Annotated in this window: 19 protein-coding genes and 1 pseudogene; 6 read left to right on the forward strand and 14 right to left on the reverse strand. The window is 73.6% G+C overall.

The features are described 5' to 3' along the window. The first annotated feature begins 76 nt into the window (after positions 1 to 76). From A6F73_RS27670 to A6F73_RS27685, 4 genes are all read left to right on the forward strand, one after another. Complete coding sequence (locus tag A6F73_RS27670) at positions 77 to 1,387, forward strand: extracellular solute-binding protein (RefSeq protein WP_063350255.1); 1,311 nt, start codon at positions 77 to 79, stop codon at positions 1,385 to 1,387. 94 nt (positions 1,388 to 1,481) lie between these two features. Beyond that, the gene (locus A6F73_RS27675; protein ID WP_063350256.1) at positions 1,482 to 2,462 is read left to right on the forward strand and encodes a sugar ABC transporter permease; all 981 of its coding nucleotides are present in this window, start codon (positions 1,482 to 1,484) and stop codon (positions 2,460 to 2,462) included. Positions 2,463 to 2,593: 131 nt separating this feature from the next. After that, positions 2,594 to 3,397: a carbohydrate ABC transporter permease gene (locus tag A6F73_RS27680; protein ID WP_063351601.1), complete on the forward strand. Its 804-nt coding sequence runs from the start codon at positions 2,594 to 2,596 to the stop codon at positions 3,395 to 3,397. Positions 3,398 to 3,658: 261 nt separating this feature from the next. Then, positions 3,659 to 6,052, forward strand: coding sequence for an excinuclease ABC subunit UvrA (locus tag A6F73_RS27685; protein ID WP_079136375.1), 2,394 nt, complete (start codon positions 3,659 to 3,661; stop codon positions 6,050 to 6,052). A gap of 128 nt (positions 6,053 to 6,180) precedes the next feature. Here A6F73_RS27685 and A6F73_RS27690 read toward each other — a convergent pair whose 3' ends face one another. From A6F73_RS27690 to A6F73_RS27745, 13 genes and pseudogenes are all read right to left on the reverse strand, one after another. Further along, complete coding sequence (locus A6F73_RS27690) at positions 6,181 to 7,806, reverse strand: amidohydrolase (protein WP_063350257.1); 1,626 nt, start codon at positions 7,804 to 7,806, stop codon at positions 6,181 to 6,183. Continuing rightward, positions 7,803 to 8,657 (reverse strand): PaaX family transcriptional regulator C-terminal domain-containing protein, encoded by an 855-nt coding sequence (locus A6F73_RS27695; RefSeq protein WP_063350258.1) that lies wholly within the window; start codon positions 8,655 to 8,657, stop codon positions 7,803 to 7,805. The genes A6F73_RS27690 and A6F73_RS27695 overlap by 4 nt, the downstream gene beginning before the upstream one ends. A 53-nt stretch (positions 8,658 to 8,710) precedes the next feature. Continuing rightward, a complete protein-coding gene (locus A6F73_RS27700; protein WP_063350259.1) occupies positions 8,711 to 9,469 on the reverse strand; it encodes a hypothetical protein in 759 nt (252 codons plus the stop codon). Positions 9,470 to 9,517: 48 nt separating this feature from the next. Continuing rightward, positions 9,518 to 10,420 (reverse strand): fumarylacetoacetate hydrolase family protein, encoded by a 903-nt coding sequence (locus tag A6F73_RS27705; protein ID WP_063350260.1) that lies wholly within the window; start codon positions 10,418 to 10,420, stop codon positions 9,518 to 9,520. Positions 10,421 to 10,475: 55 nt separating this feature from the next. Next, a complete protein-coding gene (locus tag A6F73_RS27710) occupies positions 10,476 to 11,636 on the reverse strand; it encodes a cupin domain-containing protein (RefSeq protein WP_063350261.1) in 1,161 nt (386 codons plus the stop codon). Continuing rightward, on the reverse strand, positions 11,633 to 12,604 hold the full coding sequence (locus tag A6F73_RS27715) for a carbon-nitrogen hydrolase family protein (protein ID WP_063350262.1): 972 nt from the start codon (positions 12,602 to 12,604) through the stop codon (positions 11,633 to 11,635). Before A6F73_RS27715 ends, A6F73_RS27710 begins: the two co-directional genes overlap by 4 nt. 17 nt (positions 12,605 to 12,621) lie before the next feature. Then, on the reverse strand, positions 12,622 to 15,021 hold the full coding sequence (locus tag A6F73_RS27720) for an FAD-dependent monooxygenase (protein WP_079136067.1): 2,400 nt from the start codon (positions 15,019 to 15,021) through the stop codon (positions 12,622 to 12,624). Further along, positions 15,018 to 15,419 (reverse strand): thioesterase family protein, encoded by a 402-nt coding sequence (locus tag A6F73_RS43430; RefSeq protein ID WP_244293727.1) that lies wholly within the window; start codon positions 15,417 to 15,419, stop codon positions 15,018 to 15,020. Before A6F73_RS43430 ends, A6F73_RS27720 begins: the two co-directional genes overlap by 4 nt. Positions 15,420 to 15,434: 15 nt before the next feature. After that, positions 15,435 to 17,045: pseudogene (locus tag A6F73_RS27725) on the reverse strand (AMP-binding protein); the annotation flags it as partial. Between the two features lie 218 nt (positions 17,046 to 17,263). Further along, on the reverse strand, positions 17,264 to 18,253 hold the full coding sequence (locus A6F73_RS27730; protein ID WP_063350263.1) for a hypothetical protein: 990 nt from the start codon (positions 18,251 to 18,253) through the stop codon (positions 17,264 to 17,266). Between the two features lie 254 nt (positions 18,254 to 18,507). Beyond that, entirely contained in the window at positions 18,508 to 19,521 is a 1,014-nt protein-coding gene (gene adhP / locus A6F73_RS27735) for an alcohol dehydrogenase AdhP (protein WP_063350264.1), read from the reverse strand. 141 nt (positions 19,522 to 19,662) lie between these two features. Then, complete coding sequence (locus tag A6F73_RS27740; protein WP_063350265.1) at positions 19,663 to 20,166, reverse strand: GNAT family N-acetyltransferase; 504 nt, start codon at positions 20,164 to 20,166, stop codon at positions 19,663 to 19,665. Further along, a complete protein-coding gene (locus A6F73_RS27745) occupies positions 20,163 to 21,488 on the reverse strand; it encodes a DUF6271 family protein (RefSeq protein ID WP_063350266.1) in 1,326 nt (441 codons plus the stop codon). Before A6F73_RS27745 ends, A6F73_RS27740 begins: the two co-directional genes overlap by 4 nt. A gap of 374 nt (positions 21,489 to 21,862) precedes the next feature. Between A6F73_RS27745 and A6F73_RS27750 the strand changes: the two genes are divergently transcribed. Both A6F73_RS27750 and A6F73_RS27755 read left to right on the forward strand, forming a co-directional pair. Then, the gene (locus tag A6F73_RS27750) at positions 21,863 to 23,062 is read left to right on the forward strand and encodes a peptidoglycan-binding protein (RefSeq protein ID WP_063350267.1); all 1,200 of its coding nucleotides are present in this window, start codon (positions 21,863 to 21,865) and stop codon (positions 23,060 to 23,062) included. A gap of 71 nt (positions 23,063 to 23,133) precedes the next feature. After that, complete coding sequence (locus tag A6F73_RS27755; protein ID WP_063351604.1) at positions 23,134 to 24,141, forward strand: MsnO8 family LLM class oxidoreductase; 1,008 nt, start codon at positions 23,134 to 23,136, stop codon at positions 24,139 to 24,141. 74 nt (positions 24,142 to 24,215) lie between these two features. Here A6F73_RS27755 and A6F73_RS27760 read toward each other — a convergent pair whose 3' ends face one another. Further along, a complete protein-coding gene (locus A6F73_RS27760; protein ID WP_079136069.1) occupies positions 24,216 to 25,778 on the reverse strand; it encodes an APC family permease in 1,563 nt (520 codons plus the stop codon). Positions 25,779 to 25,837: the final 59 nt, after the last annotated feature.

Here is a 25,837-nt window from a genome sequence, read left to right on the forward strand (position 1 = left end):
AGGGCCTGCTTCGACGTACCCGTCCCCAGCGGCGCACGTCTCGGCGGCAACTGTCGGGAGGGGAGGTTCTCCACCCATGCGACTCATCAGACGGACTGCCGCGGCCGCCGTGCTCGCCGCCAGCTGCCTCGCCGCGACCGCCTGCGCGCCGGGCACCGCCGCGCCGGCCGGCGACAAGGCCGCCGACGACCGGACCGGCACCCTCCAGGTCTGGCTGTACAACGAGGCGGGCAACGCGGCCAAGGAGGCCGTGGTCGGCAAGGCGGTGAGCGAGTTCCAGGCCTCCCACCAGGGCGTCACCGTCAAGGTCAGCTACATCGACACCGACGCCTCCGCCCGCGCGGCCAAGATGAAGGGCGCCTTCAACGACCCGGGCAGCGCCCCGGACCTGGTCGAGTTCGGCAACACCGACCTCCCCGGCTACGTCGCGGCCGGCGGCCTCGCCGAGATCGGCGCCGACCTCGACAAGTGGCAGGACAAGGGCGACCTCGACCCGGCGATCGTCAAGACCGCCGTGGTGGACGGCAAGACGTACGGCCTGCCCTGGTGGGTCGCCGTGCGCGCGCTCTACTACCGCAGCGACCTGTTCACCGAGGCCGGGCTGACCCCGCCGACCTCGTACGCCGAACTGGTCACCGCCACCCAGAAGATCCACGCCGCGCACCCCGACACCTTCGGCATCGCCGTCGGCGGCAAGTACACCTTCGGGGCGCTGCCGTTCGTCTGGGACGCGGGCGGCGACATCGCCGCCAAGGACGGCTCCGCGTACAAGGCGGCCATCAACTCGCCCGCCTCGCAGGCCGGGATCAAGCGCTACACCGATCTCTTCGGCGCCGACGGCTGCCCCGCCCAGCAGTGCGCCGACCTCACCGGCGGCAAGACCGTCGACCTGTTCGCGGCCGGCAAGTCGGCGATGGCGATCCTGCCCAACTCCAGCCGCAGCAAGGTCGACGGGGGCCCGGTGAAGGGCAAGTACGGTGTGGTGCCGCTGCCCGGGGAGAAGGCCGGCTCGATCGCCCCGGCGTTCGCGGGCGGCAACAACCTCGGCGTGATGAAGGCGGCCAAGCACCGCACGCTCGCCCTCGAATTCGCCGAACTGCTGGCGGGCCCGGCGTACCAGGAGCAGATGTACGACGCGATGGGCAACCTGCCGACGCTCAAGTCCGTCAGCGGCAAGGTCGCCGCCAAGGACGCCTTCCTGAAGCCCTTCACCGACACCATCGCGGCCGGCACCAGGTTCGTCCCGCTCGACCAGGCGTGGGCGCAGATCGACGCCCAGGCGGTGATCCCGACCATGCTGCAGCAGGTGGTCACCGGCAAGGCGGACGTGGCGAAGGCCTCGGGCGACGCCGCGAACCAGATCACCTCGGCCTTCGCCGCGCACTGACGGCGGCTGCCCACCCACCCCCAACCTCTGGTCCCGTACCACCTCCTGGTCCCGCACCGACCTCACGGTCCGCGGAAGAGAGCAGGTCCCGCACGTGTCCGCATCCACCACGACCGCCCCGACGGCGCCGCCTTCCCCGCGCGGGCGCCGTGGGGGCACGGCGCCGGCCGCACCCTCGGGCGGCCGGCGCCGCCGGCCCCCGCTGCTGCTGCTCCTGCCGGCCGCGGTCATCCTGATCCCGCTGGTCGCCTACCCGATCTACCAGCTGGGCCTGCTGTCCGTGCTGGACTTCGGGCAGGCCCAGGCCTCGGGGGGCGCCCCGACCTCCTTCGTCGGCTTCGGCAACTACTCGAAGATCCTGAGCGACGGCCAGTTCTGGTCGGTGCTGCTGCAGACGGTCGGCTTCGCCGCGTTCTGCGTGGTCGCCACCCTGGCCGTCGGCGCGACCCTCGCCGTCCTGCTGACCAAGGTCGGGCGGTGGCCCAGGCTGGTGCTGACCACCGCCGCGATGGCGGCCTGGGCGGCGCCGGCGATGACCGGTTCGACGGTGTGGAGCTTCCTGTTCGACACCAACCTTGGCCTGGTCAACCACACGCTGGTGAAGCTCGGGCTCACCGGCTTCCACGAGTTCAACTGGTTCTACGACAAGTGGACGGCGTTCCTGATCGTCGGCGCCGTCGTGGTGTGGCACTCCTTCCCCTTCGTGATGGTCACCCTCTACGCGGGGATCCGGGCGATCCCGGAGGAGATCATGGAGGCCGCCGCCCTGGACGGCGCCAACACCTGGACGACCTTCCGCCGGATCACCGCGCCGATGCTGCGGCCGATCCTGACCATCGTGGTGATCCAGTCGGTGATCTGGGACTTCAAGGTCTTCACCCAGATCTACGTGATGACCGAGGGCGGCGGCATCGCCGGCCAGAACCTGGTGCTCAACGTGTACGCGTACCAGAAGGCGTTCGCCTCCTCGCAGTACGGGCTCGGCGCGGCGATCGGCGTGATCATGCTGCTGATCCTGGTGATCCCGACGGTCCTCTACATCCGCACCCTGCGACGGACGGGGAACGAACTGTGAGCGCCCTGAACCCCGTCCGGGACTCCCGGACCGGCACCGGCGGAACCGGCACCACCCGGAGCCGCACCACCCGGAGCCGTAACACCCGTAACACCCGCGGCCGTTGGCGGCTCGCCGCCAACACCGGCGCGATCGTGCTGGCCGTGGTCACCGCCTTCCCGATCTTCTGGATGGTGCTGTCCGCGTTCAAGCCCAAGGGCGAGGTGCGGTCGCTGGACCCGAAGCCGTGGACGGCCCACCCCACGCTGGAGAGCTTCCGCCAGGTGCTCAGCGTGGACGGCTTCGGCCGGTACTTCGTGAACAGCCTGGTGATCGCGGTGTCGGTGGTGGTGCTCTCGGCCGTCGTGGTGTTCCTGGCGGCGGTGGCCGTGACCAGGTTCCGGTTCAGGTTCCGCACCACCATCATGGTGATGTTCCTGATCGCCCAGATGATCCCGGTCGAGGCGCTCACCATCCCGCTGTTCTTCATGTTCCGTGACGCCGGCCGGTTCGCGCCGGGCATCGGGCTGAACACCCTCGCCTCGCTGATCCTGGTGCAGTTGGCGTTCTCGCTGCCGTTCGGCATCTGGATGATGCGCGGCTTCGTCGCGGCCGTCCCGGTGTCGATCGAGGAGGCCGCGCAGATCGACGGCGCCAGCCGCACCCGCATCCTGTGGCGGATCCTGCTGCCGCTGGTGGCGCCGGGCCTCGCCGCGACCAGCGTGTTCTCCTTCATCGCCGCGTGGAACGACTTCGTCTTCGCGAAGACCTTCATCATCAGCGCCACCCAGAACCAGACCCTGCCGTCCGCGCTGCTGGTCTTCTTCAAGCCGGACGAGAACGACTGGGGCGGCATCATGGCGGCGTCGACGCTGATGACGGTGCCGGTGCTGATCTTCTTCATCGCGGTCCAGCGCAAGCTGGTGTCCGGGCTGGCGGGCGCGGTGAAGGACTGAGCCGTCCGGGGCGGTGAAGGACTGACGCCCGCCGGGGCGGTCGGGCGGGCTTCCCCCGTCCGGCCGCCCCGGCGGTCGTGCCACGCCATGCGGCCGGTACCGGACGCCGATCCGCGGGCCCACCGGCCGGGCCGTCTCCGGGGCGGCGGTTAGGCTTCCGCCATGCCTGGCCGGCACCGGTGGACGGGGCTCCCCTCCCGGGTGCGGCGGCTGGCGATCATCCACCGCGACGGCGGCTCCGCCGCACAGATGGGGAAGACGATGAGCAAGCCCACGAGGACGGCCGCGCAGCCGCCGGCGGCACCCGGTGCCGACAGTCACGACCTGATCCGCGTGCACGGCGCGCGCGAGAACAACCTCAAGGACGTCAGCGTCGAGCTCCCGAAGCGGCGGCTGACGGTGTTCACCGGCGTCTCCGGCTCCGGCAAGAGCTCCCTGGTGTTCGACACGATCGCCGCCGAGTCGCAGCGGCTGATCAACGAGACCTACAGCGCCTTCGTCCAGGGCTTCATGCCGACCCAGGCGCGGCCCGAGGTCGACGTGCTGGAGGGGCTGACCACCGCGATCATCGTCGACCAGCAGCGGATGGGCGCCGACCCCCGCTCCACGGTCGGCACCGCCACCGACGCCAACGCGATGCTGCGGATCCTCTTCAGCCGGCTCGGGCAGCCGCACATCGGCTCGCCCAAGGCGTTCTCCTTCAACGTCCCCTCGATCAGCGGGGCGGGCGCCGTCACCGTCGAACGCGGCGGGAAGACCGTCAAGGAGCGGCGCAGCTTCAGCATCACCGGCGGCATGTGTCCGCGTTGCGAGGGCCGCGGCAGCGTGTCCGACATCGACCTCACCCAGCTCTTCGACGACACCAAGTCGATCTCCGAGGGCGCGATCACCATCCCCGGCTGGAAGACCGACAGCTGGTGGACGGTGGGGATCTACGCGAACTCGGGCTTCCTCGACCCGGACAAGCCGATCCGCAAGTACACCAAGAAGGAGATGCAGGACTTCCTCCACCGCGAGCCGACCAAGGTCAAGGTCAACGGGGTCAACCTCACCTACGAGGGGCTGATCCCGAAGATCCAGAAGTCGATGCTCACCAAGGACCGGGACGCGCTGCAGCCGCACATCCGGGCGTTCGTCGACCGGGCGGTCACCTTCACCGCCTGCCCCGACTGCGGGGGCACCCGGCTCAGCGAGGCGGCCCGGTCGTCGCTGATCGGCGGGACCAGCATCGCCGACGCCTGCGCGATGCAGATCAGCGACCTGGCCGCCTGGGTCCGCGACCTCGACGAGCCGGCCGTGGCGCCGCTGCTCGGGACCCTGCGGCACACCCTCGACTCGTTCGTGGAGATCGGGCTGGGCTACCTCTCGCTCGACCGGCCCTCCGGCACGCTGTCCGGCGGCGAGGCGCAGCGGGTCAAGATGATCCGGCACCTCGGCTCGGCGCTCACCGACGTCACGTACGTCTTCGACGAGCCCACCACCGGCCTGCACCCGCACGACATCCAGCGGATGAACGAACTCCTGCTGCGGCTGCGGGACAAGGGCAACACGGTGCTGGTCGTGGAGCACAAGCCGGAGACCATCGCGATCGCCGACCACGTCGTCGACCTCGGCCCCGGCGCCGGGACGGCGGGCGGCTCGGTCTGCTTCGAGGGCACCGTCGAGGGGCTGCGGTCCAGCGGCACCGTCACCGGCCGCCACTTCGACGACCGGGCCGCCGTCCGCAAGGCGGTGCGCGAGCCGAACGGCACCCTGGAGATCCGCGGCGCGACGGCGAACAACCTGCGCGACGTCGACGTCGACATCCCGCTCGGGGTGCTGACCGTGATCACCGGCGTCGCCGGCTCCGGGAAGAGCTCGCTGGTACACGGTTCGATCCCGAAGGGCGCGGGCGTGGTGTCCGTCGACCAGGGCGCCATCCGCGGCTCCCGGCGCAGCAACCCGGCGACGTACACCGGGTTGTTGGAGCCGATCCGCAAGGCCTTCGCGAAGGCCAACGGCGTCAAGCCGGCCCTGTTCAGCGCCAACTCCGAAGGCGCCTGCCCCAACTGCAACGGCGCCGGGGTGGTCTTCACCGACCTGGCGATGATGGCCGGCGTGGCCAGCACCTGCGAGGAGTGCGAGGGCAAGCGCTACGACGCCTCGGTGCTGGAGTACCACCTCGGCGGCCGTGACATCAGCGAGGTGCTCGCGATGCCGGTGACCGAGGCCGAGGAGTTCTTCGGCACCGGCGAGGCGCGCATCCCGGCCGCGCACCGCATCCTCGCCAACCTCGCCGACGTCGGGCTCGGCTACCTCAGCCTCGGCCAGCCGCTCACCACGCTGTCCGGCGGCGAGCGGCAGCGGCTCAAGCTGGCCACCCACATGGCCGAGAAGGGCGGCGTCTACGTCCTCGACGAGCCGACCACCGGCCTGCACCTCGCCGACGTCGAGCAGTTGCTCGGGCTGCTCGACCGGCTGGTGGACTCCGGCAAGTCGGTCATCGTCATCGAGCACCACCAGGCGGTGATGGCACACGCCGACTGGATCATCGACCTCGGCCCGGGCGCCGGCCACGACGGCGGCCGGATCGTCTTCGAGGGCACGCCCGCCGACCTGATCGCCGCCCGCTCCACCCTCACCGGCGAGCACCTCGCGGCCTACGTCGGGGGCTGACGGCCCCGGCGGTCGAACGTTTCGGCGGCAGGGTGGTGCCACGCCCCGGGCACTGCCCTGCCGCCGTGGCGTTCCACCACCGGGTCCGGCTCGTGCTGCTGGACCCGGTGCGCGGTGGTGGTGGACCGTTACGCGGGAGCGGGGTGGACGGTCCGCCCGCCGACGACCGTGCGCTCGGGCCGCAGCTCGCGCAGCACGTCGACCGGGCAGCTCAGCGGATCGACCGGCCACACCGTCAGATCGGCCAGCGCCCCCGGCCGCAGGCTGCCGCGTTCGGCGCTCTCGCCCATCAGCCGGGCCGCGTGGACGGTGTGCAGCGCGACCGCCTCGGCCCGGTCGACGGCGTGCTCGGGCCCGACCACCCCGGCGGTGGTCCGGCGGGTCGTCATGCCCCACACCGACACCATCGCGCCGTACGGGCCGACCGGGAAGTCCGAGCCGGCGGCCAGCAGCGCGCCCTCGTCGAGCCATTCGCGCAGCGGGAAGATCCCGGCGGTGCGCTCCTCGCCCCAGGCCCGCTGCTGGGCGAGCGCGCCGTCGTGCAGCAGCGGATGCTGCACGGTGACGGGGATGCCGAGCGCGATCGCCCGGGCCCGCTGGTCGGCCCGGGCCAGCCCGCCGTGCTCGACCACCAGCGTGCCGGGCGGCAGGCCGGGGCGCTGGTCGAGTACCTCCTCGAAGACGTCCAGCAGGGTGCGCAGGCCGCGGTCGCCCCAGGCGTGCACGCCGACCCGCCAGCCGCGCCCGACCACCCGGTCGACGGCCGCGACCAGTTCCTTCGGCTCCCAGAGCAGCCGGCCGTGGTAGCAGGGCCGGTCCTGGTACGGCTCCTCCAGCGCGCCGGCCTCGAAGCCGCCGTCGATGCCGAACTTCACCCCCCACAGTCGCAGCAGGTCGTCGTCCTCGCCGGCGGCGCGCCAGGCGTCCATCCGGTCCAGCAGCTCGTCGACCTGTTCGGGGGTGCGGGCGGCGAAGCCGGAGACCAGCGCCCGGACCCGGACGGCGAGCGCGCCGGCCGCCCGGGCGGCGAGCAGCACGTCGAGGTCCTCGACCGGGACGAGGCAGTCGCGGACGGTGCCGATGCCGGTGGCGGCGTAGTCGGCGGAGGCGGCGCGCAGGCCGGCCACCCGTTCGGCGAGCGCGGGGCGCGGCAGCACCCGCTCGACCAGTTCGACCGCCTTGTTGACCAGCCGTCCGGTGAGCCGCCCCCGGTCGTCGCGTTCGAGCAGGCCGCCGGGCGGGTCGGGGGTGTCGTCGGTGATGCCGGCGAGGCGCAGCGCGGCCGAGTTGAGCACCATGTTGTAGGCGCCGCGGCGGACCAGGACGGGGTGGTCGGCGGTGGCCTCGTCCAGTTCCGCGGTGGTGGGCAGCCGCTGTTCGGCGAGCAGCACCTCCTGCCAGTTGACGGTGGTGTGGATCCACTGGCCGGGCGGGGTCCGGGCGGCGCGTTCGCGGATCAGGTCGAGGAAGGCGGCGAGGTCGCGGGCCCGGTGGACGGGGACGCCGTGGACGCTGTGGCCGGCCAGGATCAGGTGGGTGTGGGTGTCGTCGAAGGCGGGCAGCACCGTGGCGGCGGGGGCGTCCAGGACCTCGGTGTCCGGTCCGATCAGGTCGTCCAGGCCGTGCGGGTCGGCGGACAGGGCAGTGATCCGCGCTCCGGTGACGGCGATCGCCCGCTGCGGCGGCCGGCCGGGGACGAGGGTGTGGACGGCGGCGGCGCGGACGAGGAGGTCGGCGGGGGCGGGGTCGGTCATCGCGGCTCCTGGTGGGGTGGGGCGCCGGCCGGCAGGCCGGTGACCTTCTCGACGTGCCGCAGGCTGGGCTCGGCGAGCAGCGCGTGCAGCTCGGTGAAGACGGCCCGCGCGGCGACGGCGTTCCAGTCGGCGGGCAGCAGCGGTTCGGGTAGGCCCGGGTCCAGGTAGGGCAGCCGGCGCCACTGGGTGAGCATCGGGACGTAGTCGCGGAACGCCTCGACCGGGTCGACCCGCGGCCGGCCGCGCAGTTCGGCGGCGACCGGGCGCCAGGCGTCGTCGAAGGCCGCGTACTGCGCCTCGATCGCGGGGAAGTCCCACCAGCCGGCCACCGCGGTGCGTAGTTCGGCGAAGCCCGCGTACTCGGCGGACAGGAACAGGTGCACGTAGGCGCTCAGCCCGAGGCGCTCCAGCAGCCGCCGGGCGTCCGGCAGCAGCCGGGCGGGCGCCAGCCAGACGCCGGGGGCGGCGTTGCCGAAGCCGAGCCAGCTCAGCCGGGAGCGCAGCTGGTGGCGGTGGGCGCGCTCGGACTCGGGCACCGAGAAGACCGCGACCACCCAGCCGTCGGCGAGTTCGGCGGGCTCCAGGCTGTGGAAGATCCGGCGGTCGCCCTCCTCGAAGACCGGGCCCATCGCCGGGGCGAGCCGGTAGCCGGTGCCGTCGCGGCGCTCCTGGAACAGGGTGCCGGCCTTCTTCAGCCGGGAGATGGCCGAGCGCACCGCCGGGCCGTCGACGTCGAGTTCGGCCATCAGCGCGATCAGGTCGGCGATCGAGATCCAGCCGCCGAGGCGGCGCACGAACTCGCCGTACACGGTGTGGATGAGGGAGCTGGGCCGGGGCGTGCTCTCCGACATGGTGCGCCTCCTCCCCGGCAGCTCGTGGTGATCATAGCGGTGGGAGCCCCGCGTCAGGCGTGGGCGTAGGCGCCGGAGAGCAGGTGCCCGGCGCCGGGGGCGACGGCCGGCAGGCCGAGGGCGCGCAGCAGTTGGTGGGTGGTGCAGATCGCCGCCGAGACGACCGGCTTGCCGAGCTGCTGCTCGGCCTCCTCGACGGCGGACAGCGAGGGCAGCTGCACGCAGGCCGAGAGCACCACCACATCGGCCTCGGCGTGGGCGAGGCGCCGGGCGATGGCGGGGAGCCGCGCCGGATCGTGGGCGGCCACGTCGAGGTTGTCGGGGATCTCCAGGGCCGCGTAGTCGAGCACCTCGATGCCCTCGTGGGCCAGGTAGTCGACCACGGTCCGGGCCAGCGGCCGCAGGTACGGGGTGACGAGGGCGACCTTCTTGGCGCCGAGCGTGTGCAGGCCGGTCACCAGGGCGCCCGCGCTGGTGACCACGGGGGCGGGGGCGCCGTTCTCGGCGGTGCGCCGGTGCAGGCGCTGTTCGGCCTCGCGGTGGTAGCCGGGCCCGGTGGCCATCACGGCGACCAGGCAGGCGTAGCCGAGCACGTCGACCCGGGCGTCGGAGAGTTCGGCCGCGCAGCGGTCGGACTCGGCGTCCATGGCGCGCAGTTGTTCGGGGGTGACCCTGGTCATCCGCATCCGGCTGGAGTGGAAGGTGAACCGCTCGGGCGCGACCGCCTCGCGGGCCCGCAGCAGGGCGGGGACCTCGGTCTCCATGGTGACGTTGGAGCTGGGGACGATCTGGCCGATCCGGTAGGTGGTCATGGGGTGCTGGGGCTCCTCTCGGGAGCTGGCCGGGGTGGGGTGCTCCGCTCAGCGGGCGTCGACCACCGGGTTGGCGAGGGTGCCGATCCGCTCGATGGTGGCCTCGACCAGGTCGCCGGGTTGGAGGAACTGCGGTGGCACCAGGCCGGCGCCGACGCCGGACGGGGAGCCGGTGGCGATCACGTCGCCCGGTTCGAGGGTGACGCCGGAGGAGATGTCGGCGATCAGGCGGGCGATGCCGAACAGCATGTGGCGGGTGTTGGAGTCCTGCCGCAGCTCGCCGTTGACCCTGAGTGAGAGGTCGAGGTCCTGCGGGTCGGGGATCTCGTCGGCGGTGACCACGACCGGGCCGAACGGTGCGTAGCTGTCCTGCCCTTTGGAGAAGAACCACTGCCCGGAGCGGCGCTGGTCGCGGGCGCTGACGTCGTTGACGATGCTGTAGCCGAAGACGTGCCGCCAGGCGTCCTGCTCGGCCACCCGGAAGGCCGGTTCGCCGATCACCACGGCGAGTTCGCACTCCCAGTCGAGCTGCTTGGTCAGGTCGGCGTTGTGCCGGATGGGCTGGCCCGGGCCGGTGACGGCGGTCGCGGGCTTGCTGAACAGCACCGGCCGGTCGGGCAGTTCGCGTTCGGTGTCCAGGGTGCGGTGCGATTCGGCGACGTGCTCCACGTAGTTGAGGCCGACGCCGACGATCTTGCCGGGCCGCAGGGGTGCGCGCAGCGACACCTCGGCGAGCGGGCGGACGGCGGGGTGGCCGGGACCGGCGTGGGCCAGCAGCGTGCGGGCGGTGGTCAGCGCGGCCTCGCCGGCCCGGACCAGGCCGAGCAGGCCGTCGGGCAGCCGGGCGTCGGCGGCGGTGGCGAGGGCGGTCAGGTCGGCGACCTGGTCGCCGAGCCGGGCGCCGAGGCGCGGGGTCTCGTCGCCGTCCGTGCAGTAGGTCAACAGGTGCATGGTCGGGGCTCCTTGGGGGTGCCGGGCGCTGATGGGCCGGGGTGTGTCCTGCGGGTCAGGCCGGGCCCTGGTGCCCGTCGTGCGCGGGGTGGGCCTCCTCGCGGTAGAGGCCGAGCGAGTGCATCACCGGGAAGTCGTTGAAGGAGAACAGGCAGGCGTCCTCGCCGGGGTCGAGGTTCGCATGCTCGTGCCAGGCCCAGGACGGGACGACGAAGACGTCGCCCTGCTGCCACTCGAAGCGCCGCCCGGCGATCACCGAGACGCCCCGCCCCTTGGCCGCCGTGTAGACCACCGAGCCGGTGTGGCGGTGGGCGCGGGTGGCCTGGCCGGGGCGCAGCAGTTGCAAGTGGGCGGCCATGGTCGGCATCACCGGGCCGCCGGTGGCCGGGTTGGTGTATTCCATGATGACGCCGTCGTACGGCGATCCCCCGGTGGCGCGGGCGAGTTGGCGCAGCGCGTGGTAGCTGGGCTCCCAGGGCCAGCCGAGCAGGGGGGAGTAGGGCCTGCTCCAGGTCTCGACGCCGTACGGGAGGAGGTTGCCGCCGTAGCTCAGCAGGGAGGAGTTCACCACCGTGCCGGGCCGCTGGTACAGCTCCGGGTGGACCTCGTAGAAGTTCGCGTCGAGCATGTTGACCAGCGGGATGTCCAGGCCGTCCTGCCAGATCACCGGGGCGTCGTCGGACTCGTTTCCGTGCTCGTGCCAGGAGTTGTTGGGCGTGATGGCGAAGTCGCGCGGGCCGACCTTGAGCTTCTGGCCGTCCACGACCGTCCAGGCGCCGGTGCCCTCGTGGACGAAGCGCAGGGCGGCGGCCTGGTGGCGGTGCGCGGTCATCGCCTCACCGGGGCCCATGATCTGGAGGCCGGTGTACAGCAGGCCGACGGCGGCGCTCAGTTCGCGACGCCCGGGGTTGACCAGCATCACCACCCGGCGGCCGGCGTCGTCGGCCTTGACCAGCGGCAGCGCCTTGCGGACCAGCGGGCGCAGGTCGGCGTAGCGCCAGAGCACCGGCACCGACTTGGGCTGCGGGTACCAGGGCTCGATCTCGTTCGCCACCGTCCACAGGGCGCCGGCCTCGTGTTCGGCCAGTTCCTCGTAGTAGGCGGTGAGTTCGGGGCTGTCGGTGACCCTGGCGCGGCCGAGCTGGTCGTCGTCGTGGTCGGCCGTGCGCCCCTGGTCGGTGGTGTCGTGGGGGTCGGTGCCGTCGTGGCTGGTCATGCCTGCTCCTCCGGGAACACCAGCGGTCGCAGCGGGCGGTTGTCCACGTGCAGCCGGAAGACGTCGAAGCGGTTGTAGTGGCCGACGATGTCGTGCATCTGCTTGGGCTGGATGCACCGGCCGAGGTCGATCTCGGCGTAGACGATGCCCTCCTCGTCCACCAGCGGCTCGCCCACCGGGCGTCCGTCGGGGCCGAAGATTCCGGACAACGCGCTGCGCGGGCGGGCGAGTTGCTTGCGCACCTGGTGGTCGTCACCGGCGATCAGGTCCACCATCTCGGGCGAGATGGTGGAGCAGGAGACCACGGTGAACAGCTTGCCCTCGAAGCAGTGCGCGGCGGCGCGCAGCGCGATCGCCTCCGCCATGTCGTAGTCCTCGGGGGCCACCGGCAGGGCGATGTAGCTGGCGGCGTGGACGAGTTCGCCCTGGGCCAGCAGGGTGAAGCGGGCCAGGGTGTTGGTGTTCTCGCCGCAGGCCAGCGCGCCGAGCGGGCCGACGGCCGTGCGGTGCACCCGCAGGGAGCTGCCGTCGCCGGGCGTCCAGGTCAGCTTCTCGGCCCAGGTCGGCACCAACTTGCGGTGCACATCGAGGAGTTCTCCGTCCGCGCCGATGATCAGCAGGGTGTTGTAGAGCACCCCGAGGCTGTGCCGGCCGCGTTCGTTGACGCCGATCACCAGCACCACGCCGGCCTGCCGGGCGGCGGCGCGCAGCGTGTCCACGTACGGGCCGGGGACGTCGACGGCGGCGCGGTAGAGGCGCTCGTACCAGGGCGAGCCCTGCACCGGGTTCATCGTCCAGTTCCAGTACGGGTAGCCGGGGACGAAGACCTCGGGGAAGACCACCAGGGCGGCGCCGTGGCCGGCCGCCTCGTGGATCAGGGCGACGGCCTTGTCGACGGTGGCGGCCGGGTCCAGGTAGACGGGGGCGGCCTGGACGGCCGCGGCGGTGAAGCGGGGCAGGTCGGGCATGGTTCCTCCTCGGCTGCTCAGCGCGGTTCGGGGGTGGGCGGCGGCCAGCGGCGGTGCACCGGCGCGGCGGGCTCGGCCAGCAGGTGCAGGCGCGGTGCGACCCGGTCGGCGTTCGGGCCCGGCGGTCTGCGGCTGCCCGCCGACCAGGGGCCGGGCCAGCGCGCGCCCGGCCCGGTGTAGCCCTGCTCGGCGGCGGCGTGCAGCGTCCAGAGCGGGTCGTACAGCTGGGCCCGCCCGATCGCGACCAGGTCGGCCCGCCCGGCCAGCAGCACGGAGTTGGCGTCGTCGTGCCCGGAGATCGCGCCGACCGCGATGGTCGGCAGGCCGGTTGCGGCGCGGATCAGCTCGGCGAACGGGGTCTGGTAGCCGCGGCCGTACGGCGGCCGCTGGTGGGCGACCACCTCGCCGGTGGACACGTCCACCGCGTCCGCCCCGCCGTCGGCCAGCGCGCGGCCGATCGTGACGGCCTCCGGTGCGGTGGTGCCGCCGGGCGCCCAGTCGCAGGCCGAGATCCGCACCAGCAGCGGCCGCCCGGCCGGCCAGAGCGCGCGGACGGCCGCCAGCACCTCCAGCGGCAGCCGCAGCCGGTGCGCGAGCCGGCCACCGTAGCGGTCGGTGCGGTGGTTGGTCAGCGGTGAGAGGAAGCCGGAGACCAGGTGGCCGTGGCCGAACTGCAGCTCCAGCGCGTCGAAGCCGGCCCGCGCCGCGCGTTCCGCCGCCTCGGCGAAGTCGGCGACCACGGTGGCCAGTTGGGCGGCGGTGGCCGCGTGCGGGGCAGGGCTGTCGGGGCCCCAGGGGAGCGGGGAGGCGGCGAGCAGCGGCCAGCCGTCGGCGAGCGGGCGCCCGATCCCGTCCGGGCCGGGTGCGGCGGTGGCGCCCCGGCGGCCGGCGTGGGTCAGCTGGAGGCCGACCGGGGTGTCGCTCACCGCGCGGACGGCGTCGACGAGTTCGCGCCAGGCCGTCTCCTGGCGGTCGTTCCACAGCCCCGGGCAGCGGTCGGTGGCCCGGCCCCCGGGGCTGACGGCGGCCATCCCGGCGAGGACCAGCCCGGCGCCGCCGAGCGCGTGCGCGGTCAGCTGGGCCCGGTCGAAGCCGCTGGGCAGGGTGTCGGTGGAGGTGAAGGTGGCGAGCGGGGGCACCACGACGCGGTTGCGCAGCTCCAGGGCGCCGAGCTTCAGCGGCCGGAACATCGGCGGCACTCCGGGCGGGCCGCCGGCGGCGGCGTCCACCGCGTCGACGAAGCCGGGGTCGCGGGCCCGCAGGTTGCCGTAGGTGACCCGGCGGCTGCGGGTGAGCAGGTTGAACGTGAACCGGTCGGCGCCCTGCCCGGTGCGCCGCTCCACCGTCTCGAACCACTCCAGGCTCGCCTGCGCGGCCCGCTGGGTGGACTCCACCACCGGGCGCCGCTCCGCCTCGTAGGCGGCCAACGCCTGCTCCAGCGCCGGTTGTTCGTGCAGGCTCGCGGCGAGCGCGAGGGCGTCCTCCAGGGCGAGCTTGGTGCCCGAGCCGATCGAGAAGTGCGCGGAGTGCGCCGCGTCGCCGAGCAGCACCACGTTGCGGTGGCGCCAGCGGGCGTTGCGCACGGTGGTGAAGCGGATCCAGCGGGAGGCGTTCGGGATCAGCCGGTGGCCGTCCAGGTGTCCGGCGAGCAGGTCCGCGCAGCGCCGCACGCTGGCCTCGTCGCTCTCGCCGCGGGCCGGCTCCCGGGCGGCGAGGGCGTCGAACCCGGCCCGGCGCCAGGCGTCTTCGGCGATCTCCACGATGAAGGTGGAGCGGGTCGCGCTGTACGGGTAGGCGTGCACCTGGAGGGTGCCGAAGTCGAACCGCTCGACGATGAAGGTGAAGGCCTCGAAGACCTTGTCGGTGGCGAGCCAGATGTAGCGGCAGTGCCGCTCGTCCAGGTCGGGCCGGAAGGTGTCGGCGTAGGCCGCGCGGGTGCCCGAGTGGATGCCGTCGGCGGCGACCACCAGGTCGTACGCGGCGGCGAGCCGGTCGACCGGAGGGGCGGGGGTGCGGTAGCGCACGTCCACCACGAGCTGCTCGCAGCGCCGTTGCAGGATCGCGCGCAGCCGGTTGCGGTCGAGTGCCGCGAAGCCGTGCCCGCCGCAGGTGCGGACCTCGCCCGCGTAGCGCACGTCGATGTCGCTCCAGCGGGCGAACTCGGCGCCGATCGCGGCGAAGACCTCCGGGTCGGCCTGGGCGATGCCGTCCAGCGTCTCGTCGGAGAACACCACGCCGAAGCCGAACTCGTCCTGCCGGCCGTCGCGTTCGAAGACGGTGATCTCCCGGTGCGGTGCCAACCGCTTGGCGAGCGCGGCGAAGTAGAGCCCGCCCGGACCGGCGCCGATCACCGCGATGCGGCGGGCCGCGCTGGTGCGGGCGGCGGCGGGTGTGGTGGTGCGGGCCGCGGTGGTCACCGCACCACCTCCGGCTGTTGCGGTCCGGCCTCGGCCAGCGCGCGGCGCACCGGCGCGGGCCAGGGCTCGGCGCCCTTGGCGTTCGGCGCGGCGTGCACCACCGACATCCGCCCGGACGCGGCCAGGCCCTGCGGGCCGTGCACCTCGAAGGCGTAGTGCAGCGAGGAGCCGCCGACCCGGACCACCCGCAGCTCGGTGCGGACCAGGTCGCCGAACCAGAGCCGCTCGCGGTAGTCGGCCTCGAAGTGCACCCGGGGGATCCGCCCGAACAGCTCGGCCAGGCCCAGCCGGCGCAGCAGCGCCGCCTCCGCGGCCTCGGCCCAGCGCTGGACGGCCGAGAAGTGGTAGTGCCCGGCGGCGTCGGTGTCGGACCACTCGACCCGGCGCTCGATCGCCACGCTGGCCGGGGCGGTCGCGGCCCGCCGGCGCAGTTCGGCGCGGTGCAGCTTGCCGGTGGCGGTGCGCGGCAGCCGGGTGACGAACTCGACCGCGCGCGGGTACTTGTACGGGGCGATGGTCCGCTTGACGTGCTCCTGGAGGCTCCGCACCTGCTCCGGCCCGGCGGGCGCGCCCTCGCGCAGCACCACGTAGGCCTTCACCACCGTGCCGCGCCGTTCGTCCGGCGCCCCGACCACCGCGCAGTCGGCGACGTCGGGGTGGGCGGCGAGGGCCTGCTCGACCTCGGGGCCGGCGATGTTGTAGCCGGCCGAGACGATCATGTCGTCGTTGCGCGCCTGGTACCAGAAGTAGCCGTCCCGGTCGCGGAGGTAGGTGTCGCCGGTGAGGTTCCAGCCGTTGCGGACGTAGTCGCGCTGGTGCTCGTCGTCCAGGTAGCGGCAGCCGGTCGGGCCCTTGACGGCGAGCAGGCCGGGCACGCCGTCCGGCACCGGCCGGCCCTGCTCGTCGAGGACGGCGGCCCGGTATCCGGGGACGGGGCGGCCGGTCGCGCCGGGGCGGATGTCGCCGTCGGCGGCGGAGATGAACACGTGCAGCAGCTCGGTGGCGCCGAGGCCGTCGATCAGCCGCTGCCCGGTGGCCGCGTGGAAGGCCTCCCAGAGGGCGGCGGGCAGGTGCTCGCCGGCCGAGACGCAGCGCCGTACGCCGGACAGGCGGTCGGCGAGCCCGGCGGCCAGGATCGCCCGGTAGGCGGTCGGAGCGGTGAACAGCACGCCGACCCGGTGCCGGTGGACCTGCTCGGCGAGCTGCTCGGGGGTGGCCTGCTCCAGCAGCAGGCTGGCGGCGCCGGCGCGCAGAGGGAAGACCACCAGGCCGCCGAGCCCGAAGGTGAAGGCGAGCGGCGGGGTGCCGGCGAACAGGTCGTCGGGGGTGGGGCGCAGGAGGTGGCGGGAGAAGGTGTCGGCGTTGGCGAGCACGTCGCGGTGGAAGTGCAGGGTGGCCTTGGGCCGTCCGGTGGTTCCGGAGGTGAAGGCGATCAGCGCGACGTCGTCGGCGGCGGTCGGGACGGCGGTGAAGCCGCCGCTCTTGGCGGCGCAGCGGGCGGTCAGGTCCTGGGGGCCGGGCCCGCCGAAGGCGAGCACCCGCAGGCCGGGTGTCTCGGCCCGGGCGAGGTCGTCCAGGTAGCGGTGGTCGCACAGGGCGATGGCGGGCCGGGCGATCCGGTGCAGTCCGGTCAGTTCGGCGGCCCGCAGCAGCGGCATGGTGCTGACGGCCACGCCGCCGGCCTTCAGGACGCCGAGCCAGCAGGCCACCAGCCAGGGGGTGTTGGGGCCGCGGAGCAGGACCCGGTTGCCGGTGGCCAGGCCGAGGTCCTCGGTCAGCAGCCGGGCCACCCGGTCGGCGTGGTCGCGTAGTTCGCCGTAGGTCCACTGGCCGGTCGGGGTGAGCAGGCAGCGGCGGTCGGGGCCGTACCGGGTGATCGTTGCGTCGAGCAGCGCCTGGGCGCAGTTCAGTCGGTCCGGATAGGCCAACTCCGGTATGTCGAAGAGGAGTTCGGGCCACTGATCGAAGGGCGGGAGATGGTCGCGGCAGAACGTGTCCACGTGCGCGGAGGGGGATAGCTCCATGGGCGGGCACCTCATCGTGCGAGCGGGAGTGAGGCCAGTATGGCGTGTTGGTGACGCCAGTCAAGAGAGCGATACATGCATTCGGAGGAGCCGGCGCCGCGCGGCCTCACCGGTGGCCCCACCGGTGTCCCCACGCAACGGCAGCCGCACCCGGCGACCGGTGCGGTCGGGGTGCGGCGGGTTGGGTAGGGGCTGCGGCAGGCGGGGGTGCGGCCGGGTCAGGCGGTGGCCCCCTGGGCGGCGGCGTCGGGCTCGCGGCCGTCCTCGGCCTGCTGGGCGCGTTCGGCCAGCAGGCGGGCGAACAGAACCAGCACCGGCATGGCGGCGTCGGCGCCCGGGCCCGAATCGCGGACGTACAGCAGCGTGGTGCCGACCCGCACCAGGGCCTCCGCCCCTTCCGCGCCGTGCGTCCGGGCGGCCCGCTGGTCGCCGATCGAGGGGAGGGGGACGGCGGCGGCCGCGTCGGCGCCGCCGACGTGGGCGAGCATCGCGTCAAAGGCCCGGCCGGCGGCGTCGGCGGAGGCGAAGGTGACCACGGTGAACTGTGCGCTGTGCGTGGTCACGGCGCGGAACGTCACGGTGGCGTACGCGAGTTGCTGGTCGCAGGCGTCCGGGAGCAGGCAGGGCACGTCCTCGCCCGGGCCCGCTCCGGACTGCGGGCCGCTCTCCACCTGCCAGCCGCCCGGCATGGCCCGCAGATCGGGCAGTACGCCCTGCACCTGGGCGGGGTCGCGCAGCGTCCGCCCGGCGTGGGCCAGGTCGGGCCCGCCCGGCCGCAGCAGCGGGCGCGAGCCCAGGTTGATCCCGACGGCGACCAGGGCGGCGACCACGATCAGCGCCAGCGTGACGAGGACGGGGGCGGCGCCGATCCGGGCGGCCCGGGCCTGGGCCCCGGCGACGGCCGGATCGACCCGGAGGTGGACGGTCGGCGGGTCGGCGGGCCGGCCGAGTTCGGTGGTGGCCAGGTACCGGGCGAACGCCGGGTCCGAGGTGAGCAGTTCGCCGACGGCGGCGGTCAGCCCGGCCCGCGCCTGGGCATCCCCCGGGCTCGCGTCGACCGCGTCCACGGCCCGGGCGCCCTCCGGCGTGGCCCGCAGCCGCGCCCGCACCAGATCCGCGACCGCCCGCCCCGGGCCGCCCGCCACCCCCTCGGCCGCCCGCACCAGCACGCCCACCACCACGGGCACCAACTCCTGGCCGTCCCCCATGGCAACTCCCCCCGCCCCACGAGTCGTTGCCCCCACGATCCCGGACCGGACGGCGCCGTGCCCCCCACCGGACGGAACGGAGACGGAACTGCAACCGGGCCCGGACGGACGTGGGGCGGGCGTGACCCGGGGGGCCACTGGTGCCCGAACGGGCCGGCCGAGGGGGCGGATCGGCCGCGAGCTGTGTCCTGACAAGGGGGCGGACGGATGCCAGGCGCACCTGCTCGGCCGGGGCCGTGCTCAGCGCAGGCCGCTCAGCGCAGGTCGAAGACCAGACGGGCGGAGACCTTGCCGCCCAGCACCTCGTCGAAGCAGGCGTTCACCTCCTCCAGGCGGCGGGGCTCAAGAATGACGCGGGTGCGGCCGAGGGCGTGCAGGCGGAAGACCTCGGCGAGGTCCTGGCGGGTGCCGACGATCGAGCCGATCACCCTGGTGCCGTTCAACACGGTCTCGAACACCGGCAGTTCGAGCTTCCCGCCGGCCGGAAGCGCCACCAGCACGAGCGTGCCGCCGCGCCGCAGGGCCCCGTAAGCGGCCTGGAAGGAGGCGTTGCTGACGGCGAGGGCGATGGCCGCGTGGGCGCCGCCGAGCGCCTGGACCTCGGCCGCGACGTCCTGGGTGCGGGCGTCGAGGACGTGGTCGGCGCCGAGTTCGCGGGCCAGGGCGAGCTTGTCGTCGGTGACGTCGACCGCGATGGTCTCGGCGCCGAAGATCCGCGCGTACTGCAGCGCCAGGTGGCCGAGCCCGCCGATGCCGGAGACCAGGACCCGGGTGCCCGGGCGGGCGCCGGAGACCTTGAGCGCCTTGTAGGTGGTGACGCCCGCGCAGGACAGCGGCGCGGCGTCGAGCGGGTCGAGGCCGTCGGGGACGGGCACCACGTAGTCGCCGTGCGCCAGCGCGTACTCGGCGTAGGCGCCGTCCACCGAGTAGCCGCTGTTGTGCTGCTGGAGGCAGAGCGTCTCCCAGCCGGAGACGCACTGGTCGCAGCGCCCGCAGGCGTCGGCCAGCCAGGGGATGGCGACCCGTTCGCCGACCCGGACGTTGCGCACCTCCCCGCCGACCGCCTCGACGATCCCCACGCCCTCGTGGCCGGGCACGAACGGCGGGTTCGGCTTGACCGGCCAGTCGCCGTGGGCGGCGTGGATGTCGGTGTGGCAGAGGCCGGACGCCTCGATCCTGACCCGGACCTGGTGCGCCGCGGGCTCGGGGACGGGACGGTCCTCGATGACCAGCGGCGCGGTGAAGTCGTGGACGACGGCGGCCTTCATGCGCTCTCCCTCGGGCGGTGGTGATGCTGCTGGCGGCTGGGCGCAGCCGTCAGCAGCATCACTCGACGGGATGAGTGCCGCAGCCCGGACTACTCCGGACGAGTGGACGAGCGGACGAGTGGACGAGTGGACGAGTGAAGGTCAGCCGGCCGCCACCGGCATCGACATGTAGACGGCGCGCTTGCCGTAGCAGGCCGGCACCGCCACCTCGCGGTGGGCGCGGTAGCCGAGCAGCCGCAGCAGGATGTCGGTGCCGCGGACCGCGACCATGGAGATCCGCTCGAAGCCCTGCTCGGACGCCTGCTCCCGGAAGTGCCGGATGAACCCCAGCGCGACCTCCCGGCCGCGCAGGTCCTCGGCGATCACCAGGTCGTGCACGTGCAGGTTGTCCGACGCGAACACCGCCTCCTCCGGCCGGTCGAGGCTCGGGCAGCGCAGCGGCGGGTACGGCAGGCTCAGCAGGTAGCCGCGGACGGTGCCGTCCTGCTCCAGCACGAAGCAGGTCCGCGGCGAGGCGAGGGCGCGGGACTGCAGCGCCTCCCGGCCCTCCGACAGGCCGTCGGCCGCGTAGGCGTCGTGCTCCAGTGCGACCACGGCGTCCCAGTCGCCGTCGGCCAGGAGCCGGATCCGGAGGTCCTCGCTCACCCGGCCGCGACCTCCGAGGCGGTGCCGAGCCCTTCCGCGCGGGAGGCGGCCACCAGCGCCGCCCAGGCTCCCATCAGCACCGCCCAGCGCTCGGCGTCCTCCTGCGCCTCGTCCAGGAGCTGCTCGCGCTGCTCGGCCACCGCGTCGGCGAGCTCGGTGTACTTGCCGCCCAGCTTGCGGTAGGAGCGGTCCAGGACGTCCAGGCAGTGCTCGTTCCCGGCCCGGTCCCAGTCGACGCTGCCCCGCACCAGGTCGAGGATCGGCTCGATCTTCAGCCCGTGCCGCTCGTCCAGCAGGTCGCGGCCGAGGTCGATCATGCCGCCGTAGACCGGGTACAGGTACAGCATCGAGAGCAGGAACTTGACGAACCGCATCTGGTAGGAGATGAAGCCGTCGCCGATGCGGCGTTCGGGCGTGTAGTAGTTGACGATGTGGCGGTTGTGGACGACGCCGGGCAGCCGGGAGTGGACCATGGCGTGCAGCAGGGCGTAGTCGCTGCCGATGGTCTTGACCGAGGGCAGCAGCGGCAGCACCTCGTAGGCCCGGTGGTCCAGGGCGATGTTGCACATGTAGACGTCCCAGATGTCGGGCACGCCGAGGACGGATTCGTCGGTGGTGAACGGCTCGGAGCCGGCGCCCTTGAAGGAGACGTCCACCATCGCGTCCCGGTCCTCCTCCGGCCACACCGGCGGGGTCCACAGGCGCACCACGTCGCGGTAGATGTCCGGGTCCAACTCGTGGATCTCGCTGATGTCCACGTTGAGTTCGCCGATGAAGGAGCCGCTGACCAGCATCACCGGCTTGTCGGCGTCGGCCGGGTCGAGCTCGGAGCGGGTCACGCCGGCCGCCGCCTCGCCGGCCGGTCGGCCGATCGAGAGCAGCTCGTGGTGGATCGGGAAGATCTTCCGACCGTCGACGACCTGGAAGTCGGCGTCGTCGTTGCGCAGGTGCGCCGAGGTGCAGCCCAGGGCGGCCGCGCCCAGGAAGAGCCGGTTGACGCAGGAGCCGTACGCGACGGCCGGCGGGAGCATCATGTCGAGCAGCAGTCCGGGGTCGGCGGCGCCGGAGCGCTCGGCGACCCGGCGCAGGAACTCCCGCTGCTGCGCGTTGCCGAGGTGGTGGACGACCACGCCGGGGGTGGGCTCCAGGGCGGCCACGGCGCCCGCGTTCTTCGCGAACTGGACGGCGTCGGTGGTGTCGAGGATGAGGAGGTGCACCTCGACGTCGAAGTTCGCGACGGCGTAGGCCGCTTCCTCGGCGAGTTCCACGATGGTGTCGGGGCAGGATCGCATGGTGGGCAGGGCGAGGCAGACTCGTTGCATAACGGTGGAATCTCCGTCGGTTCGTCAGAATCGTGGCGGTGATGACGGTATGAGTGCTTTTCGCGCACCACCGTGGACTAGACCAGTTCCGAAGTCAACGATTGACAGAGCGGCTGCGGCGGGGTGGAATGCGCCCCCGCCCGACGGCTTTCCGGAGCCTCTCGGGCTTCCTTCCGGGCAGGGCGGAGCGCGGGTCCGGTGGCACGCGGTGCGGGCCCCCGGGTCCGTACGCGAGGACGAATTCCCGTTACAGATCCGAACGGGCGCGCGAGCATGGGTGGTTCATTGCCGTGTATTGCGCCGTTGGGGTCAATCCGGAGGGTGAACCTGCCGATACCCGCAACGACGTCCGTTCGCCGCCTGGAGGAGACCGCATGTCCGACCTGTGGCTGCCCGGTGCCGAGATCCACGACCTCGGCGACCACGCGCCGACCGACCAGCAGTACCCCCCGAGGGCCATCGCCCACATCACCTGGGACCGCAACGCGACCGCCGCCGCGCCGCAGGACTGGTGCACCTACGAGGACCTGGTGAGCTACTTCACCGGCAGCGGCGCCGGCGACGCGCCACACCTCATCTGGGACCCGTTCAGCGGCCGGATCGCCCAGCTGTTCCCGGCCGACTCCCGCTCGAAGAGCCTGCTCAGCCCGACGACGAGCCCGACCCGCACCAACCGGGCCGGGCGCGTGGTGATCCAGATCGAGGCGGTGTTCTTCCCCTACTGCAACTACCAGGGCACCGTGTACGCGCGGCTGGTCGACACCCCGTGCGCGGGCTGGGACCGGATCCACGCCTGGATCGCCTCCTGGGGCGTGCCCGACGTCTGGCCGATGGGCCACCCGGCCGACTTCACCAGCCACCGCGACGAGCAGGTGTGGGAGGCCAGCGGCGGCTGGTACGCACACGCCCACGTCCCGTTCAACGACCACACCGACCCCGGCTCCTGGCCCGACTTCACGGCCGGCCCCGGCACCCCGATCCCCTCGCCCTCGCAGCACCCCCCGGTGCCCCCGGCGGACCCGACCCCGGCCCGGTACCAGACCACCATCAACGGCCTCCCGTACGGCTACGGCGCCCAGGGCTACCAGGTCACCGTGGTCGGCCGGGGGCTCGTCGCCCAGGGCTTCGGCGCCCACTACCGCTCCGGCCCCGGGCCGAACTGGAGCGACGCGGACACCGAGAACTACGCGGACTACCAGCAGAGCCTGGGCTACTCCGGCCAGGCGGCGGACGGCGTGCCGGGGGAGAGCTCGCTGCGGCGGCTGCTCGGCTACCTGCCCGGTCCCCGGACGGTGTCGCTCGCGCACATCGTGGCGGCCGCCCGCACCGACCCCGGCGCCGAACAGGGGCACCGGACGTACGGCGCCGAGGTGGCGATCGTCGAGCAGGCCCTGGCGGACGAGGGGCTGCTCGAACAGCGCTGGGTGGACGGCTCGTTCGGCAGCCTGACGGTCACCGCCTACGCCGGGTGGCAGCGCCGGTGCGGGTACACCGACGCCGCCGCCGACGGGATCCCCGGGCAGGACTCGCTACACCGGCTGGGCGCGGCACAGGGCTTCGCCGTCACGGACTGACCGGGGCCCCTCCGTATCCGGGGCGTGGTGGTGGGGGAATGCTCGGCTCGGCGGCGGGCGTTGTCCACCGCGTGACCAGCGCTGCGCCCATCACCAGGCTCTCCGTCCTCGACCGCTCCCGGACCAGACGGGGCGAGGAGCCGGCGCAGGCGCTGCGGGACACGGTGGCCTTCGCCCGCGAGGCCGAGCGGCTCGGGTACCACCGCTTCTGGGTCTCCGAGCACCACGGCGTGCCCGGGGTCGCGGGATCGGCGCCGACGGTGCTCGCCGCGGCGGTGGCGGCGGCCACCACCCGGATCCGGGTCGGCACGGGCGGGGTGATGCTGCCCAACCACCAGCCCATGGTGGTGGCCGAGCAGTTCGGGGTGCTCGCCTCGCTCTTCCCCGGCCGGATCGACATGGGGCTCGGCCGCTCGGTCGGGTTCACCGACGGCGTGCGGCGGGCGCTGGGCCGGGAGAAGGACTCCGCGGACGACTTCGGCGCCCAGCTGGTCGAACTGCTCGGCTACTTCGACGGCTCGCAGCGGGCCCACCCCGGCGTCCACGCCCGCCCGGCCGAGGGCCTGCGGGTGCCCGCCTTCGTCCTGGCCACCGGCGCGGGCGCCGACCTGGCCGCCGACGCCGGGCTGCCGCTGGTCATCGCCGCCGCCCGGGGAGAGGAGCGGATGCTCGCGGCGATCGACCGCTACCGCAGCCTGTTCCGCCCCTCGGCGCAGGCCGCCGAGCCGTACGTGGTGGTCTCGGGCACGGTCGCGGTCGCCGAGAGCGCCGACCGGGCCCGGGAGCTGCTCGTCCCGGAGGCGTGGTCCGGCGCGTACTCCCGCACCCACGGCGAGTTCCCGCCGCTGGCGCCCGCCGCCGAGATCCTGGCCCGGCCGATGAGCCCGCGCGAGCACGCCGCCTACGAGCAGTCGCTGAAGGGCCACATCGCGGGCACCCCGGAGCGGGCCGCCGCCGAACTCGCCGCCCTGGTGGCGCGCAGCGGCGCGGACGAGTTCCTGGTCACCACCAGCACCTACGACCGCGCCGCCCTCCTCGACTCCTACCGGCTGCTCGCCGAGGCGGTCGGCCAGGCCTGAAGGCCGCCGGCCGGGTGTGCGGCGGTCGGGCCAGGCCTGAGGAGGTGAGCCGGCCCTGCGGCGGCGCCGCCCGCTCAGCCCGCGTCGACCTCCGACGTCCCGAGCCGGGCGTACACCTCGGGCCGCCGCGCCCGCAGCCGCAGCGCGATGGCGACGCCCGTCAGGAACACGACCGGCACGATCGCCACCAGCGGCCAGTTGACCTCCGGCCCGGCATTGGTGAACAGGTCGAGCCGCCACACCACCAGCGCCGTCGCCCCGCACAGCAGCACGGTGGCGGCGACCGGCGCCACGACCGTCCGGAACACCCCGGCGCTCGCGGCCGCCTCGCGATTGCGGCGGAAGAAGGCGTACACGGACAGCCCGGCGAGTGCCTGCAGCACCAGGATGCCGACCACGCCGGGGGAGTTCACCCAGAGGAAGAACTGGTTGTACGGGTCGGCCCCGATCAGCGCCGCCACCACGACGGCCACCGCCGCCAGCACCGACTGCGCGATGCCGCCGATCCACGGGGAGCCGTGGCGCGGGTGGACCCGGCCGAGCGCGGCCGGGGCGGCCTGCTCGGTGGCGAGGGCGTAGCCGTAGCGGGTGATGGTGTTGTGGAAGGCGAGCAGCGCGGCGAGCAGGCTGGTCACGATCAGCACCCGCTGGAGGTCGGTGGCCCAGGCGCCGACGTAGTCGGTCATCGCGGTGAAGAACATCCCGGCCGGGTCGGCGGTGGCGGTCGCGACGGCCTCGGTGGCGCCGAAGGCCTGCACGATCATCCAGGTGATGAAGGTGTAGAAGAGGCCGAGGAAGGCGATCGCCGCGTAGGTGGCGCGCGGCACCGTCCGCCGTGGTTCGCGGGCCTCCTCGCGGTAGATGGCGGTGGCCTCGAAGCCGATGAACGCGGCGAAGGAGAGCCCGAGCACCCCGCCCATGCCCCCGGAGAACATGTTGTGCGGGGCGAACGAGGACAGGTCGAGCCCGTGCGCGCCGCCGCGCACCAGCACCGCCACGGCGAGCACGAGCAGGATGCCGGTCTCGGCGATCAGCAGCGCGCCGAGCACCTTGGCGCCGAGGTCTATCGAGCGGTAGCCGAGGAGCCAGACCACCGCGACGCCGAGCAGCGCCCAGACCGGCCAGGGCAGGTCCAGGCCGAGCAGGTCGGCGGCGGTGGTGTGGGCGAAGAAGCCGAAGGCGCCGTACATGCCGATCTGGATGGCGTTGTACGAGAGCACCGCGAGCAGCGCGGCGCCGAGCCCGGCGGGGCGGCCGAGGCCGCGGGTGACGTAGGCGTAGAACGCGCCGGCGTTGCGGATGTGCGCGGTCATGGTGGTGAAGCCGACCGCGAAGAGCGCCAGGATGACGCCGGTGGCCAGGTAGGCGACGGGCGTGCCGATGCCGCCGAAGGCGATCGCGAACGGCGCCACGCCGGCCATCACGGTCAGCGGTGCGGCGGCGGCCACGACGAAGAAGACGATGTCGCCGGTGCCGAGCACGCCGCCTTCCAGGCGGGCGGGGCCGGTGGAGCCGGCGGCTGCGGTGCCGGGCCCGGTGGTGCCGGGCCCGGCGCTGGGTCCGGCGCGGCCGGTGTCGGGGCCGGTGCGGGGGGAGCCGGGTGCGGTCGGGGAGGCCGCGTCGGAGGGCAGAGTCATGGGGGAGCTCTCCTGGGGTCGTACGGACGAGGGTAGAGCGGTCGGCCGCCGATCGGGTG

This window comes from Streptomyces sp. MJM8645 (assembly GCF_001625365.1).
GTDB lineage: Bacteria > Actinomycetota > Actinomycetes > Streptomycetales > Streptomycetaceae > Kitasatospora.

Bases quoted from the DNA above. Each gene is read 5' to 3' on its own strand.
- A6F73_RS27670 (WP_063350255.1), top strand. From the start codon at position 77: ATGCGACTCATCAGACGGACTGCCGCGGCCGCCGTGCTCGCCGCCAGC.
- A6F73_RS27685 (WP_079136375.1), top strand. From the start codon at position 3,659: ATGAGCAAGCCCACGAGGACGGCCGCGCAGCCGCCGGCGGCACCCGGT.
- A6F73_RS27690 (WP_063350257.1), bottom strand. From the start codon at position 7,806: ATGACCGACCCCGCCCCCGCCGACCTCCTCGTCCGCGCCGCCGCCGTC.
- A6F73_RS27695 (WP_063350258.1), bottom strand. From the start codon at position 8,657: ATGTCGGAGAGCACGCCCCGGCCCAGCTCCCTCATCCACACCGTGTAC.
- A6F73_RS27700 (WP_063350259.1), bottom strand. From the start codon at position 9,469: ATGACCACCTACCGGATCGGCCAGATCGTCCCCAGCTCCAACGTCACC.
- A6F73_RS27705 (WP_063350260.1), bottom strand. From the start codon at position 10,420: ATGCACCTGTTGACCTACTGCACGGACGGCGACGAGACCCCGCGCCTC.
- A6F73_RS27710 (WP_063350261.1), bottom strand. From the start codon at position 11,636: ATGACCAGCCACGACGGCACCGACCCCCACGACACCACCGACCAGGGG.
- A6F73_RS27715 (WP_063350262.1), bottom strand. From the start codon at position 12,604: ATGCCCGACCTGCCCCGCTTCACCGCCGCGGCCGTCCAGGCCGCCCCC.
- A6F73_RS27730 (WP_063350263.1), bottom strand. From the start codon at position 18,253: ATGGGGGACGGCCAGGAGTTGGTGCCCGTGGTGGTGGGCGTGCTGGTG.
- adhP (WP_063350264.1), bottom strand. From the start codon at position 19,521: ATGAAGGCCGCCGTCGTCCACGACTTCACCGCGCCGCTGGTCATCGAG.
- A6F73_RS27745 (WP_063350266.1), bottom strand. From the start codon at position 21,488: ATGCAACGAGTCTGCCTCGCCCTGCCCACCATGCGATCCTGCCCCGAC.
- A6F73_RS27750 (WP_063350267.1), top strand. From the start codon at position 21,863: ATGTCCGACCTGTGGCTGCCCGGTGCCGAGATCCACGACCTCGGCGAC.
- A6F73_RS27760 (WP_079136069.1), bottom strand. From the start codon at position 25,778: ATGACTCTGCCCTCCGACGCGGCCTCCCCGACCGCACCCGGCTCCCCC.